Origin of the sequence: Glaciihabitans sp. GrIS 2.15, assembly GCF_035984695.1 — a bacterium.
GTDB lineage: Bacteria > Actinomycetota > Actinomycetes > Actinomycetales > Microbacteriaceae > Lacisediminihabitans.
Genome location: NZ_JAXCHU010000007.1, coordinates 254,788 through 267,750, shown reverse-complemented (window position 1 = coordinate 267,750; position 12,963 = coordinate 254,788). Strand labels below are relative to the sequence as shown.

15 protein-coding genes and 1 pseudogene are annotated in these 12,963 nt (G+C 61.4%); 3 read left to right on the top strand and 13 right to left on the bottom strand.

Going from position 1 to position 12,963, the window contains the following annotated elements:
* Positions 1-222: 222 nt before the first annotated feature.
* Together RCH11_RS12105 and RCH11_RS12100 are read right to left on the bottom strand one after the other, a co-directional pair.
* Positions 223-780 (bottom strand): hypothetical protein, encoded by a 558-nt coding sequence (locus RCH11_RS12105; RefSeq protein WP_327057260.1) that lies wholly within the window; start codon positions 778-780, stop codon positions 223-225.
* A 92-nt stretch (positions 781-872) separates the two neighbouring features.
* Positions 873-1,322, bottom strand: a complete 450-nt coding sequence (locus RCH11_RS12100; RefSeq protein ID WP_327057259.1) for a hypothetical protein — start codon at positions 1,320-1,322, stop codon at positions 873-875.
* On the opposite strand from RCH11_RS12100, the pseudogene RCH11_RS18200 reads away from it, so the two are divergent.
* Positions 1,269-1,385: pseudogene (locus tag RCH11_RS18200) on the top strand (ABATE domain-containing protein); the annotation flags it as partial. The gene RCH11_RS12100 and the pseudogene RCH11_RS18200 overlap by 54 nt on opposite strands.
* The gene (locus RCH11_RS18195; protein WP_442789047.1) at positions 1,382-1,534 is read left to right on the top strand and encodes a CGNR zinc finger domain-containing protein; all 153 of its coding nucleotides are present in this window, start codon (positions 1,382-1,384) and stop codon (positions 1,532-1,534) included. The pseudogene RCH11_RS18200 and the gene RCH11_RS18195, both read left to right, overlap by 4 nt.
* 13 nt (positions 1,535-1,547) lie before the next feature.
* On the opposite strand, the gene RCH11_RS12095 is transcribed toward RCH11_RS18195, so the two are convergent.
* From RCH11_RS12095 to ctaE, 9 genes are all read right to left on the bottom strand, one after another.
* Complete coding sequence (locus RCH11_RS12095; RefSeq protein ID WP_327057258.1) at positions 1,548-1,898, bottom strand: hypothetical protein; 351 nt, start codon at positions 1,896-1,898, stop codon at positions 1,548-1,550.
* A gap of 47 nt (positions 1,899-1,945) precedes the next feature.
* Complete coding sequence (locus RCH11_RS12090) at positions 1,946-3,394, bottom strand: MFS transporter (protein ID WP_327057257.1); 1,449 nt, start codon at positions 3,392-3,394, stop codon at positions 1,946-1,948.
* 81 nt (positions 3,395-3,475) lie between these two features.
* Positions 3,476-3,625, bottom strand: a complete 150-nt coding sequence (locus RCH11_RS12085; protein ID WP_327057256.1) for a hypothetical protein — start codon at positions 3,623-3,625, stop codon at positions 3,476-3,478.
* A 219-nt stretch (positions 3,626-3,844) separates the two neighbouring features.
* Positions 3,845-4,408, bottom strand: a complete 564-nt coding sequence (locus RCH11_RS12080; protein ID WP_327057255.1) for a TetR/AcrR family transcriptional regulator — start codon at positions 4,406-4,408, stop codon at positions 3,845-3,847.
* Between the two features lie 65 nt (positions 4,409-4,473).
* Positions 4,474-4,680, bottom strand: a complete 207-nt coding sequence (locus RCH11_RS12075; RefSeq protein WP_327057254.1) for an NUDIX hydrolase — start codon at positions 4,678-4,680, stop codon at positions 4,474-4,476.
* Positions 4,681-4,908: 228 nt separating this feature from the next.
* Positions 4,909-6,555, bottom strand: a complete 1,647-nt coding sequence (gene qcrB, locus RCH11_RS12070) for a cytochrome bc1 complex cytochrome b subunit (protein ID WP_327057253.1) — start codon at positions 6,553-6,555, stop codon at positions 4,909-4,911.
* Positions 6,552-7,622, bottom strand: a complete 1,071-nt coding sequence (qcrA, locus tag RCH11_RS12065; protein ID WP_327057252.1) for a cytochrome bc1 complex Rieske iron-sulfur subunit — start codon at positions 7,620-7,622, stop codon at positions 6,552-6,554. The genes qcrB and qcrA overlap by 4 nt, the downstream gene beginning before the upstream one ends.
* A gap of 94 nt (positions 7,623-7,716) precedes the next feature.
* Complete coding sequence (gene qcrC / locus RCH11_RS12060) at positions 7,717-8,535, bottom strand: cytochrome bc1 complex diheme cytochrome c subunit (protein WP_327057251.1); 819 nt, start codon at positions 8,533-8,535, stop codon at positions 7,717-7,719.
* A gap of 37 nt (positions 8,536-8,572) precedes the next feature.
* Positions 8,573-9,241 carry an aa3-type cytochrome oxidase subunit III gene (gene ctaE / locus RCH11_RS12055; protein WP_327057270.1) on the bottom strand — a complete coding sequence of 223 codons (669 nt, stop codon included), beginning with the start codon at positions 9,239-9,241 and terminating at the stop codon, positions 8,573-8,575.
* A gap of 61 nt (positions 9,242-9,302) precedes the next feature.
* Between ctaE and trpD the strand changes: the two genes are divergently transcribed.
* Positions 9,303-10,355: an anthranilate phosphoribosyltransferase gene (gene trpD, locus RCH11_RS12050; protein ID WP_327057250.1), complete on the top strand. Its 1,053-nt coding sequence runs from the start codon at positions 9,303-9,305 to the stop codon at positions 10,353-10,355.
* 198 nt (positions 10,356-10,553) lie between these two features.
* On the opposite strand, the gene glpK is transcribed toward trpD, so the two are convergent.
* Together glpK and RCH11_RS12040 are read right to left on the bottom strand one after the other, a co-directional pair.
* Positions 10,554-12,065: a glycerol kinase GlpK gene (gene glpK, locus RCH11_RS12045; protein ID WP_327057249.1), complete on the bottom strand. Its 1,512-nt coding sequence runs from the start codon at positions 12,063-12,065 to the stop codon at positions 10,554-10,556.
* 127 nt (positions 12,066-12,192) lie between these two features.
* Entirely contained in the window at positions 12,193-12,954 is a 762-nt protein-coding gene (locus RCH11_RS12040) for an MIP/aquaporin family protein (protein ID WP_327057248.1), read from the bottom strand.
* Between the last annotated feature and the right edge of the window lie 9 nt (positions 12,955-12,963).

The window sequence follows — 12,963 nt, the reverse complement described above, 5'->3', positions numbered from 1 at the left end:
GACTCTAGACAAGCTCTATTTTCTCTGATCAGGAAGGCATTCTCGGTTTAACGCGCCGCTAGACACCCAGCCCGATCGGTGGATCGAGGCTTAGCCCTCACAACGCCAACCTGCGTCTCGCAAAACGCACCCAAAAAGATTACGCGGCATCGCTGAGCTGCCAGCGACTGGTCGGGGAAAGTAGGACATCGTCGACGTAACGGCGCCCCTGACTGAGATCTCTCACTCCATCTTCATCCCGTGGGTAACGGGGCCAGATCCGTTGGAAACATGTGGTGTCGGGGCCGATCTGGGCGACCGCGCAAGGAAGTCCAGCGATGTTGAACGCTTTAGTCGCGCTCGTTGCGGTGCTTGAGCGACGTCCGCTATGTTGACGAGCAGCAGCATTGTGCACGTGTTAGCGCGCAGGTGATCTGCCAGGTCTGGCGTATCGAACGTCCATCCGGACCCGTTTTCGTGAGCTGGGATGGGGACGATGTGCCTGCCGGAGCGTTCTATCGTCGCGAGGAAGGGCGGATAGGCGGGCATCTGAACTGCGATGCCGTCGCCGGCTGCGGTGGAGTGCTCGTTCATGACTTGCAACACCTGCATGAGGTCGGTGTAGACGGGGGTTCGTTCGGGGCGGGGCGTCCAGTCCTGTCGGTTCAATGTGTTTTCGAATGCGCGGATGACCGGGTCTCCTTCTGGCCGGAAGGGGTAGCCAAAGTCTTCTGCTGCCACCGTCTTGCTGAGTGCGTTGACCACGTGGTCCGGTACTTCGAAATCCATGTCGGCGACCAAGGCTGGGATTGTGTCTGCGCTGACTGCTCCCTATTTGACGCCAAATCCGTTCCGGAGCCGAGTTTCGTCGATCTCGGCGAACGGGTGGGGGCTCATCGGGCGAGGACCAGGTCGCCGCGGCTGACCGCGTGGATGACGTCACGCATCTGTTCCGTTTGACCGTAGTGCCGGGCGAGTTCCTCGTAGACATGCTGGAGCGCCGCGCCGGTGTTCAGGGTTCGGGGCGGTCCGTCGCACTCAGCCGGTGGTTCGCTTGCGAGTGGGGACTCGGGATCGGCGGCCATGACGTCGATGCGGAAGCGGCCTCGGATCATCTCAGCTCGCGCAAGCAAGGGTTGCACCCTTCCTGTGGCGAGAAACTCCGCGTCGAGGTCTTGCTCGATGTGACGTCCAGCGACGAAACCGCGCACCCAAGCCTCTACGACGCCGAGACGGTGGGCGAGTAGCGCGAATGGGCTGTTGTGTCTGATGATTTCGAGGTCGATCCGGTGAATTTGGAAGAGGTCCGTCGTTTGCGCGAGGTGGTGTATTCGGCGGTGCATGCCGCAATGGAGCACGAGCCAATCGCGGCTGACCAGATAGAGCTTCTGAACCGGTACGCATCTTCGCCGGCCGATCCCGCGGCGCTCGTCGCACCTGGTGCGGTAGGGACGAATGTGGAAACCGTGTCAAAGCCGCCGCTTATCGCGCTCGACTGCGCGGGGAGGAGCCGACGCCAGCTTTTGGGCTGTCGCCGGCGCTGCTGATCCGCTGAACTGCCGAGGTTGTCAGCGCCTGCGGCGTGTGTATACCTTGATTAGGAGCGCGACTGACGCGGCGACGATTAGGACACCTAGAATCGGGCTCATGTCTTTTGACAGGCTCTGCGCCCCGTCGTCCCGAAGCAGCCAGATCGCCAACGGTGTGGCGTAAAGCACACCGAGCAGCCCGGCCCACCAGCGCAGCGGCTTGACGCGGGCATCGACGAGGGTGCCGATGACCAGGACGGCGACGGGAACGATTGCCAGCATCGCAAATTCACCCAGGACCATTGCAGGGACTGCCCACGCTGCGATGTGCAGGTAGATCGGCGCGCGGCGGGTTGCGCGTTTGGTGGGGGTAGTGATGGTGTTGGACATGTTCTTCTCCGATGGCTGTAGTGGTGGATGACGTTTTGTGCGTTGGATCAGTGGATGCTGGGTTGTGCGTCTTTGATGCCGATTTGGGCAACGGTGGCGGCGATGATTGCGAAGGCCGCAGCGCCGAGGAAGAGCCAGGAGAATCCGGACGTGAGGGCGTCGGCGATTGGCACGTTGGCTGATTCAAGGGCTTCAGCGCGTGCGGTTGCGATCGTTGCGAGCACGGCGAGTCCTAGTGCGCCACCGATTTGCTGGCTGGTGTTGACGAGGCCACCGGCGAGGCCGGCTTCCCCTCCATCGACGCCGTCGACGGAAAGCTGGGTACCGGTGACGAAGGCGCCGCCCAGGCCGATTCCGATGAGGATGCTGGGTCCGAGGATGTTTACAACGAAGCTTGCGTCGCTCGGCGACGCGGCCAGCCAGACCAGTCCGCCGGCGAGAACGACCAGCGAGCCGACGAGGGTGCGTTTGGCACCGAATGTGCCGACGATGTTCGGGGCTCTGGCGGCGACGACTACGATCGCTCCGGCCAGGGGCAGTTGCGTGAGGCCCGCGGTGAGTGCGTCGTAGCCGAGCACCGCCTGCATGTAGACGGAGAGCGCGAAGAACAGGGCGACCATCGCGGCGCCGACGAGAAGCATTACGAGGTTGCCTGTGCTGAGGTTGCGGTTGCGGAACACCATCAAGGGCAGGAGAGGTTCTGACGTTCGACGTTCGATGACGACGAACAGGACACCGAGGGCGATTGCTGCAGCCGCGAGCCCGACGGTCAGCGGGTGGGCGAAGCCGACCTGTCCGACTGCGCTGAGCGCACCGACCGCGGCGACAAGGGCGCCGGTGATTGTGATCGCTCCGGGGTAGTCAAGGCGTGTGGGGCTGCTGGATGGGTCGCGGGTGATGAGCGACGGAATCATCAAGACGACGATGACGCCGATCGGCACGTTTACGTAGAAGACTGCCTGCCAGCCGATAGCCGCGGTGAGGACGCCCCCGAGGAGGACGCCGGCAGCGGAGCCGATGCCGGCGACTGCGCCCCAGATCCCGAGGGCCTTGGTGCGGTCTTTCGCCTGGGGGAAGAGCTGGGTCACGAGAGCGAGGGCTGCGGGGGCGAGAAGTGCTGCCGAGGCGCCTTGGAGTGCACGCGCAGTCAGCAGCATTCCGCTGCTGATCGACAGGCCGGCGAGTGCGGAGGAGAGGACAAAGCCGATGGTGCCGATGAGGAAGAGTTTGCGGTGGCCGTACCGGTCGGCGAGCCTGCCGCCGAGAAGGAGCAGCCCGCCGAATGGGAGAACGTAGGCGGTGATGACCCACGCGAGGGCGACGGTGTCCATGCCGAGTTGGTCACCCAGGACGGGAAGAGCGATGTTGACGATCGATGCGTCGAGGACAACGAGGAATTGGGCGAGAGCGAGCACGCCGAGGGCGAGCCACCGGCGTGTGCTGCGGGTGCCGGACGCGGTGGAGGGGGTGGACGTGTGAGTGTCGAGCGAATTCATGGTCGAACTCCTTTCGGTTGGCGGCCGCCGAGGAATGGTCGGCGCCCGCGAGGTGGAAGTTGAGTGGTGCCGATCGCGTGGTTAGTTCCAGGCTCCGAGCATCACGAGGATGCCGAAGACCAAGACTCCGAAAACGATCCACCAGACGATTAGCTCGCGTCCCTGCTGCGTTTGAACCGGGATGACGCTGCTTTGTCCGGTAGGGCGTGGGGCGTTCGTGGGGTCAGTCATGGTGGTCCTTCTCTGCTTGTTGTGCGGGTGTGGACTTGTTTCGGCGTTAGGTCCACCGGCTGAATATGGCGACGGCGATCAGGACGAGTGGGGCGAGGGCGACCCATCGCATGACGATTTCTTTTCGATTCATGAATTTCTCCTTTCTGCTGTGCAATAAAGAGTGGTCAATCACTCACTCTTCGGGACATAAAGAAGGGCGATGCGTCCGACGCGGAGTCACTCAGGGTGGCGGACACCGTCCGAGAGGAGAAGCGCCCACGATTCCGGTATCTCCTCGATTCGAGCCGTGACGATGAGGTGGCACAGCTGTCCGTACGCGACGAACCTCTGCACAGCCGAATCGCTGGCTCCAGATCGCTGCTTGGCAAAGTTCGTGACACGGGCCAGACCATCGCGGAGTGCATCGCCCACTTCGGCGATCTCGGCCACGGACTGAGCGTGTACTTGAAGTAGCAAAAGACTCCGGTCCTGGATGAGTTCCGCGTAGGCATTACCCATGGCGAAGAGGACCGAATCGGGAGACTGGTCTTCTACTCCGTCGGCACCATCGGCAAGCGAGGCGACAATTTGCACGAAGCACTCGTCCAATGCCGCGACGAAAAGTCTTTCCTTGCTCGGGAAGAGCTTGAAAACGTAGGCGGGCGAAATTTTTGCCCCACGGGCAACGTCCGAGATCGTTGTGCCATGGAAGCCTCCGCGTGCGAATTCGCGCACGGCACTGGCAGTCACGGCTGGCTTGCGAAGTTCAGCAGTGGATAAAATCGAACTTCTTTCAGGCATAAGAGTGACTGTACACTCACTCGCACGAGAGGACAGCCAATTCAACCAATTCAGAGAGTGTGTCCTCAAGTCAAGTCTTCCGGCCAGGCTGAGCGGCCCGGGTTGACGAAGAATGTGTGCAGCAAGGCAAGGTCATTGGGGATAACTCCAAGTTCCTCTTCTAGCTGACAACTCGCGGCCTCGGCTGGTATTTCGTCCTCGGCGCCCGCCCCTCCGGGCAGGTCGTAGATCCAGCGGTTGATGGGATAGCGGTATTGCCGCGTCAGGAGCACAGCCAGGTCTGCTCGGTCAGTGGACCACCCTATGACTAACGGAGCGCCAAGCCCTTTCGATCGCTCAAGTGGGTCCGGCTTAGATTGAGCACGGGGGTTCCGCCTGAAGTAGGCGAAATCGATCCTTCTTGGATGAACCTGTTGAGTCCGATATCGCTGCCTTAGATGACGCCAAAGGCCCCGACCAAATAATCTGGTCGGGGCCTTGTGGCGGTGAACCTTGTTGGGCTAGTGGTGCTCTGAAGACCGTTCGAGGTCAGTCTTCGTGGCGGGTGCGATGCGGTCTTCGAAGAACCAGCGCGAGAGTGCAGCTCGAGTGCGCTGTGCTCCGGAAATCTGGCCGTTGGCATCCGCTTGGATCACTAGAGGCTGGTGCTCGTTGAAGCTCACCAGGCGCCAGCGCTCATAGTCGTCCAGTTGCTCGTGCACCTCGATATACTCCCCACCGGGTAGGCGAACAATGCGCCCGGACTCGTAACCGTGAAGAGCGATCTCCCGGTCCTTCTTCTGCAGACCGAGGCACACGCGCTTGGTGATGAAGAACGCGAGCACCGGACCGAGGAAGAACAGCACCTGGAGTACGTGAATGACTCCTTCGATAGTGACCTTGAAGTGCGTCGCCATGAGGTCAGAGCTGGCTGCTGCCCAAAGCACCGCATAGAACGTGACACCCGCAGCACCGATCGCTGTTCGCGTCGGGGCATTGCGCGGACGCTCGGCAATGTGATGCTCGCGCTTGTCGCCCGTGATCCAGGCCTCGACGAAGGGATATGTCGCAACGATGGCCAGGAATGCAATGAGAATCACCGTGATCACGATGATGTTGAACGAGTAGGTGTGGTTGAACAACACAACCTCCCACCCCGGTGGAATCAGCCGCAGCATTCCATCGGCAAACCCGATGTACCAGTCCGGCTGGGTACCAGCCGAAACGGGGGAGGGGTCATACGGACCGTAGGTCCAAATCGGATTGATAGTGAAGAAGGAGGCGATCAACACGATCACGCCAAAGACCACGAAGAAGAACCCTCCGGCCTTCGCCGCAAAGATCGGCATGATGGGCACCCCAACGACGTTGTCGTTCGTGCGACCCGGACCGGCGAACTGGGTGTGCTTATTGATGATCATCAGCAGTAGATGCGCACCGAGAGCGGCGACAAGGATGGCCGGCAGCAACAGGATGTGCACTGAGTAGAAGAGCGCCACGAGCTTGGTGCCCGGGAACTCCCCGCCGAAGAGGAGGTAGGAGATCCAAGTGCCGACGACCGGAATTCCCTTGATGATCCCGTTGATGATCTGGAGACCGTTGCCCGAAAGCAGGTCGTCGGGGAGGGAATAACCCGTGAATCCTTCGGCCATTGCGAGAACAAAGAGAATGAACCCGATGAACCAGTTGATCTCACGTGGCTTGCGGAAGGCGCCGGTGAAGAAGACACGCAACATGTGCAGTCCGATGGCAGCGATGAAGAGCAGAGCCGCCCAGTGGTGAATCTGGCGGAACAGGAGCCCACCACGCACGTCGAAGGAGATATTGAGCGATGAGGAGTACGCCGCGGACATCTCGATGCCCTTGAGCGGTACGTACGACCCCTGGTAGGTGACTACCGCCATCGAGGGCTGGAAGAAGAAGGTGAGGAAAGTCCCTGACAGCAGGATGACGACAAAGCTGTAGAGAGCGACCTCGCCAAGCATGAAGGACCAGTGGTCGGGGAAGATTTTGCGACCGAGCTCCTTGACGAGGCCCGAAATGCTCGTGCGCTCGTCGATGTAGTTCGCCGCGGCTCCCGTGAATCGCGCTCCGCGACTCGGGACCGGGGCCGTGATCGTCTCGGTGACGGTCGGTGCGGCCGCAGGCTTAGTTTCAGTGACGGTCATGCTCGCTCCCAGAAGCTAGCTCCGACGGGTTCGGTAAAGTCGCTTTGCGCGATGAGATAACCGGCGGAGTCAATCGCGATGGGCAACTGCGGCAGCGGGCGTGCAGCCGGGCCGAAGATAACCTCGCATTCATTGGTGACGTCGAAGGTCGACGAGTGGCACGGGCAGAGCAGGTGGTGGGTCTGCTGCTCGTAGAGTGCCACTGGACATCCGACATGGGTGCAAATCTTGGAATAAGCGACGATCCCGTCGTAGTTCCAAGATTCACGGCCGGCGGAGATTTTGAGATCCTCCGGCTTGAGGCGCATCAGCAGGACTGCCGCCTTTGCTTTTTGCTCGAGTCGATCTTCCTTGTCATTGAGTCCCTCGGGGATGACGTGGAAGACGGATCCGATCGTGACGTCGGCGGCCTTGATGGGCGTACCGGACGGGTCGTGGGTGAGCCGAGTGCCTGTGGCCCACATGGTGTGTTTGAGCTGGGGAACCGGGTCGGCTGCCGGAGCCAAATCGCGGAAGAGAACCACTGCAGGAAGTGGGAATGCAACGAGGGCTCCGATGAGGCTGTTCCGGATGAGGGTGCGGCGTCCGAAACCGGACTCCTTATTGCCCAGCTTGAAAATTTCCACTGCCTGTTCGCGGGTGGCCTCTGTGCCTCGGGTCGGGTGGCGGGATTCCGTCATCTCGTCCCCGCGCATGAGGTTTTTCGACCAGTAGATCGCACCGATTCCGATTGCAAGAAGCCCGAGCGATATGCCGATCCCCAGGAACACGTTGTTCAGACGAACAGAGTTTGTGTCACCCGGAACAAGTGGGAATGCGACGTACGCAGCGACAGCGAACACGCTGCCAACGATCGAGAGGAAGAAGAGCGTGTAGACACGGCGCTCCGCAATCCGATCTTTTTGCGGATCGAGATCGGTGGCCCGGAGGCGGTGCGGCGGGAGTCCGGGGTTCTCAAAGGCATTAGAAGGTACGACTGCCGTGCCGCTCTTCGCCACGGGGGGCTCGCTTCGGACTACGGCCGACCCGGTAGCGGCAGTTGTGCCACCGTCGTCGTGCTGTGCCATTCTGAATCCTTTCGGTGGTGCAGGCGTTCACGTGATGTCGAGGAGTGCTGGGGTGGAGCGCAGTGCTTGTGCACGGCGCTGGGGGCGAGTGGGACTAGTTCGCTTTCGCCGCGATCCAAATCGTCACGGCGACGATCGCGCCGAGGCCAAAGATCCAGATGAACAGTCCCTCAGAGACCGGTCCAAGGCTGCCAAGATCGAATCCGCCCGGTGACGGGTTCTTGTCCAGGTACTTCAAGTAGGTGATGATGTCGGCCTTCTGCGTCGGCGTCAGGTTCGTGTCGTTGAACACGGGCATGCTTTGTGGACCCGAGACCATCGCCTCATAGATGTGAACCGGCAGCACACCGGCGAGGGCCGGTGCATACTTGCCCTCGGTGAGGGCTCCACCTGCACCAGCGACGTTGTGGCACATAGCGCAATTGACACGGAAGAGTTCGGCTCCGGTTGATGCGTTTCCATCAGCCTGGAGGTACTTTGACGACGGGATTGCTGGTCCGGGCGCGAGCGAGGCAACATACTCGGCGAGCGAGGAGACCTGTTCGTTGGTGAACTGAACTGGCTTCTTCTCGGCCTGTGGGCCCTGGTTGGCAAGCGGCATCCGCCCCGTACCGACCTGGAAGCTCACCGATGCCGCGCCGACGCCGTAGAGGCTCGGTCCGACTCCATCCACGCCCTCTGCGTTCAGTCCGTGGCAGGTTGCGCAGTTAGAGGAGAAGAGCTTCTTGCCCTCATCGACCGACGCCTGGGTGTTCACCGACGATGGTGCCGCGGAAGCCGTGCTGCTAAACAACGCATAGGCACCGCCGGTTGTGACCAGTCCGATCAGAATCAACGCGACCGTGGCAAGGGGGTGACGTCGACCGCGCCGACCGGTGCTGCCAGTACTCGTGGTCTTGCTTTTCTTCGCCATGCTGTGGTGTATCCCTGGTTCCGTTGGGTGGTATGCGCTATTTGAGGACGTAGATGACCAGGAACAGCCCGATCCACACTACGTCGACGAAATGCCAGTAATACGAGACGACAATTGTTGATGTCGCTTCTTTATGGCCGAAGTTTTTCACGCTGTAGGCACGGCCGATGATAAGCAGCATTGCTATCAGGCCGCCGGTCACGTGAAGAGCGTGGAACCCGGTGGTGATGTAGAAGGCAGAGCCATAGGAATTCGAGGCGAGCGATACGTTTTCACTCACGAGCGTTGCGTACTCGAAAACCTGGCCGGTAACGAAGATCGCGCCGAGCGCATAGCTTGCAAAGAACCACTCGACCATGCCCCACTGAGCAGGGCTGGGTCCGGTGCGGCGCTTCTGCAAGCGCTCGGCGGCGAACACTCCGAATTGGGCAGTGAAGGAGGAGGCCACGAGGATGATCGTGTTGGTGAGTGCGTAGGGCACATTGAGCTTCGGGGTTTCGGCAGCCCAGAGCTCCGGAGACGTGGACCTCAGAGTGAAATAAATTGCAAAGAGACCGGCGAAGAACATGACTTCGCTACCCAGCCAGACGATCGTGCCGACAGCGACAACGCTGGGTCGATTGACGACGGGAGCGCGGAGTCCGGGGGAGATCGAGGTGCTGGTCACCTTTCTATTATGGCTGATGTCGGGGAGAGCAGTTCTCATTCCCCCCGGTAGTTCGGCCAAACTATCAGGCTCATCAAGGCTCATCGCTATGATCGCAGTCATGCCCTCCGACCTGTCTTGGCCAGCTCTTCTCAGCACCCTCTTGGATGGCGAAGACCTCGCTATCAGCGAAGCATCATGGGCGATGCAGCAGGTGATGAACGGGAATGCAACACCCGCCCAGCTCGCCGGCTTCTTGGTAGCGCTTCGGGCCAAGGGGGAGACCGTAGACGAGGTCGTCGGATTCCGCGACGCGATCCTCGAGAACTCGCTGCCTCTGATGGTTGACCCGATGGCACTCGACATCGTGGGGACGGGCGGCGACCGATTCGGCACGGTGAACGTCTCGACCATGGCATCGGTCGTGGCTGCGGCATCCGGCGTCCCGGTGGTAAAGCACGGCAACCGAGCGGCCAGCTCGGCATCCGGATCGTCGGATGTGCTCGCAGCGCTCGGCCTCAACCTCGACCTCGCGCCCGACGGGGTTGCCCGAGTCTTCGCGGAGACCGGAATCACCTTCGCATTCGCCGCGCTCTTCCACCCTGGCTTCCGGCATGCCGGACCGACTCGTCGTGAACTCGGTATCCCGACCGCTTTCAACTTTCTCGGTCCATTGGTAAACCCCGCGCGTTGCGAGGCCAATGCGGTCGGAGTCGCGCATCTCGAGAAAGTACCTCTCGTTGTCGGCGTGTTCCGTACCCGCGGGGCAGCGGCGCTGGTGTTCCGGGGAGACGACGGTCTTGACGAACTCACCACGACCGGCCATAGCCACATCTGGGAGGTCTCGCGCGGATCAGTGACCGAACACGATCTCGACCCGCTCGAGCTAGGAATCCCGCGTGCCGAGATCGCCGAGCTGCTCGGGGGCGATGGTGCCCACAACGCCGGTGTCGCCCGAGCGACGCTTGCGGGCCAGAGTGGCCCGGTACGAGACATCGTGTTGCTGAACGCCGCGGCCGGGCTCGTCGCCTTCGACCTGGCGCGGGATCCCACGCAGTTGCAGTTGGGTATCCTCGATCGATTTCGGGCGAAACTCATGATCGCAGCCGAGGCGATCGACTCCGGCGCGGCGACGAGGAAGCTCAATGACTGGGTCGCCGCCACCAACGCTTGAGGCAGATGACGCCTGAGCTGGTCAATAACTGGGCTGGTCAACGACTGTGCTGGTCAACGACTGGGCTGGTCAACGACTGGGCTGGTCAACGACTGAGCTGGTCAGCGACTGGGCTGGTTAACGCAGGCGAGCCTGCCGAAATCTCCCAGAGTGCAGATGCACGAGGCAGATCCCGACAGGCTCGATCACGGGATGACGCTAGAGAACGTCCTCGTCGACCCAGTCGAAGGTCTTCGTGACGGCCTTCTTCCAGAGGCGAATCAGCCGATCGCGTTCGTCGGAGTCCATGTTCGGCGTCCAGCGGGAGTCCTCCTGCCAGTTCGAGCGCAGCTCTCCGAGGTCGCTCCAGAAGCCGGTCGCGAGACCCGCAGCGTAAGCGGCACCGAGCGCGGTGGTCTCCGCGACGACCGGGCGAACAACCGGCACGCCGAGGATGTCAGCCTGGAACTGCATCAGCAGGTTATTGGCGATCATTCCGCCGTCGACCTTGAGCTCGGTGAGGTCGACTCCGGAGTCGGCGTTGACCGCGTCGAGCACTTCGCGGGTTTGGAACGCGGTCGCCTCGAGGGCGGCCCGGGCGATATGACCCTTGTTCACATAGCGGGTAAGGCCCACCATCGCACCGCGGGCATCAGCCCGCCAGTACGGTGCGAACAACCCGGAGAATGCCGGCACAAAGTACACGCCACCATTGTCATCCACGGTCTTCGCCAGGTCTTCGACCTCCGGCGCCGAATTGATGAGGCCGATGTTGTCACGCAGCCACTGCACAAGCGAACCGGTGACAGCAATCGATCCCTCCAATGCATAGTGCGGCTTCGCGTCCCCGAGCTTGTATCCCAGAGTGGTGAGGAGGCCGTTCTTCGAGTGCACGATCTCTTCGCCCGTGTTGAAGATGAGGAAGTTACCCGTGCCGTAGGTGTTCTTCGACTCTCCGGCGTCAAACGCCGCCTGCCCGAAGGTTGCCGCCTGCTGGTCTCCCAGGATGCCGGCGACCGGAACCTCGCGGAGGAGGCTGGCGTCGGACACAATGCCGTACACCTCGGAGGATGAACGGATTTCTGGCAACATCGACTTCGGCACTCCGAAGTCCGCCAAAATCCCGTCATCCCACTGCAGGGTCTCCAAGTCCATGAACAGGGTGCGAGACGCGTTCGTCACATCGGTGGCGTGGACGCCACCCTCGATGCCGCCGGTGAGGTTCCACAACACCCAGGAGTCCGTGGTTCCGAACAGCAGATCACCGGCCTCGGCTTTTTCTCGCGCCCCCTCGACGTTCTCAAGGATCCAGACGATCTTTGTGCCGGAGAAGTAGGTGGCCAACGGAAGGCCGACCTTGCTCTTATAGCGCTCGACATCCCCGTTTGCCAGGCGGTCGACGATCGGCTGGGTACGGGTGTCCTGCCAGACGATGGCGTTGTACACCGCTTCGCCGGTGGTCTTGTCCCAGACCACCGCGGTCTCACGCTGGTTGGTGATCCCGACAGCCTTGATGTTGTGGCGGGTGATATTAGCCTTCGACAACGCCTGGCCGATCACCTCACGGGTGTTATCCCAGATCTCTTTCGGGTCGTGCTCGACCCAGCCGGGCTTCGGGAAAATCTGTTCGTGCTCAAGCTGTCCGGAAGAGACGATCGATCCGGAATGGTCGAAAATGATTGCGCGGGTGCTGGTCGTGCCCTGATCGATCGACAGAATGTAGTCGGTCATGAGTTACCTCTCATGTAACAAATTGTTGCGTCGTTGCAAACTGGGACCAACTCGAACGGGTTCGGGCCGGTCCGGTGCGAGACGACGGGCGGGAGCCCGACGCTCGCTGAAGAGAAGGTGGTTCTGTCTACTTCATGGCAAGCAGAGGCAGGAGCGGATGCGCGACCAAACCTGCAATCGCGCCACCGAGCAACGGGCCCACGATCGGTACCCAGGAGTAGGACCAGTCGCTGCCACCCTTGCCCTTGATGGGCAGGAGTGCGTGGGCGATGCGGGGACCGAGGTCACGGGCGGGGTTGATGGCGTATCCGGTCGGACCACCGAGGGAGACTCCGATACCGACCACAAGGAATGCAACCGGTAGTGCGCCGAGAGCGGCGAGTCCTGCCGGTACGTGTGCGCCAGCGTCGCCGCCACGGCCGAAGGCGATCACGACGAAGACCAGCACGAAGGTGCCGATGGCCTCGGTCAGAACGTTCCAACCGTAACTGCGGATGGCCGGGCCGGTTGAGAAGACGCCGAGCTTGTTAGCCGGGTCTGGCTCATCGTCGAAGTGCTTCTTGTAGGCAAGCCAGGTTCCGACTGCACCGAGGAACGCACCGATCAGCTGGCCCGCAAGATAGACGAGGATTTTTCCGATCGGGAATGCCGACGGGTTGTTTACCGCGAGGCCGATCGTGACCGCAGGGTTGAGGTGGGCGCCCGAATAATAGGCGGCTGTCACTCCAGCGAAGACCGCGAGGCCCCAGCCGAAGGTGACCATGAGGAAGCCCCCATTGAAACCTTTGGTTTTCGCGAGAGCGACGTTGGCGACGACGCCTCCACCGAGCAGAAGCAGGAGAAATGTGCCCACTATCTCTGAGAGAAATATAAGACCGAGATTGTCCACGTTGACCTT

Excerpts from the sequence above, each read along its gene's own strand:
- ctaE (WP_327057270.1), bottom strand. The coding sequence starts at position 9,241 with ATGAGAACTGCTCTCCCCGACATCAGCCATAATAGAAAGGTGACCAGC.
- qcrA (WP_327057252.1), bottom strand. The coding sequence starts at position 7,622 with ATGGCACAGCACGACGACGGTGGCACAACTGCCGCTACCGGGTCGGCC.
- RCH11_RS12085 (WP_327057256.1), bottom strand. The coding sequence starts at position 3,625 with ATGACTGACCCCACGAACGCCCCACGCCCTACCGGACAAAGCAGCGTC.
- RCH11_RS12080 (WP_327057255.1), bottom strand. The coding sequence starts at position 4,408 with ATGCCTGAAAGAAGTTCGATTTTATCCACTGCTGAACTTCGCAAGCCA.
- glpK (WP_327057249.1), bottom strand. The coding sequence starts at position 12,065 with ATGACCGACTACATTCTGTCGATCGATCAGGGCACGACCAGCACCCGC.
- trpD (WP_327057250.1), top strand. The coding sequence starts at position 9,303 with ATGCCCTCCGACCTGTCTTGGCCAGCTCTTCTCAGCACCCTCTTGGAT.
- RCH11_RS12090 (WP_327057257.1), bottom strand. The coding sequence starts at position 3,394 with ATGAATTCGCTCGACACTCACACGTCCACCCCCTCCACCGCGTCCGGC.
- qcrB (WP_327057253.1), bottom strand. The coding sequence starts at position 6,555 with ATGACCGTCACTGAAACTAAGCCTGCGGCCGCACCGACCGTCACCGAG.
- qcrC (WP_327057251.1), bottom strand. The coding sequence starts at position 8,535 with ATGGCGAAGAAAAGCAAGACCACGAGTACTGGCAGCACCGGTCGGCGC.
- RCH11_RS12095 (WP_327057258.1), bottom strand. The coding sequence starts at position 1,898 with ATGTCCAACACCATCACTACCCCCACCAAACGCGCAACCCGCCGCGCG.
- RCH11_RS12100 (WP_327057259.1), bottom strand. The coding sequence starts at position 1,322 with ATGCACCGCCGAATACACCACCTCGCGCAAACGACGGACCTCTTCCAA.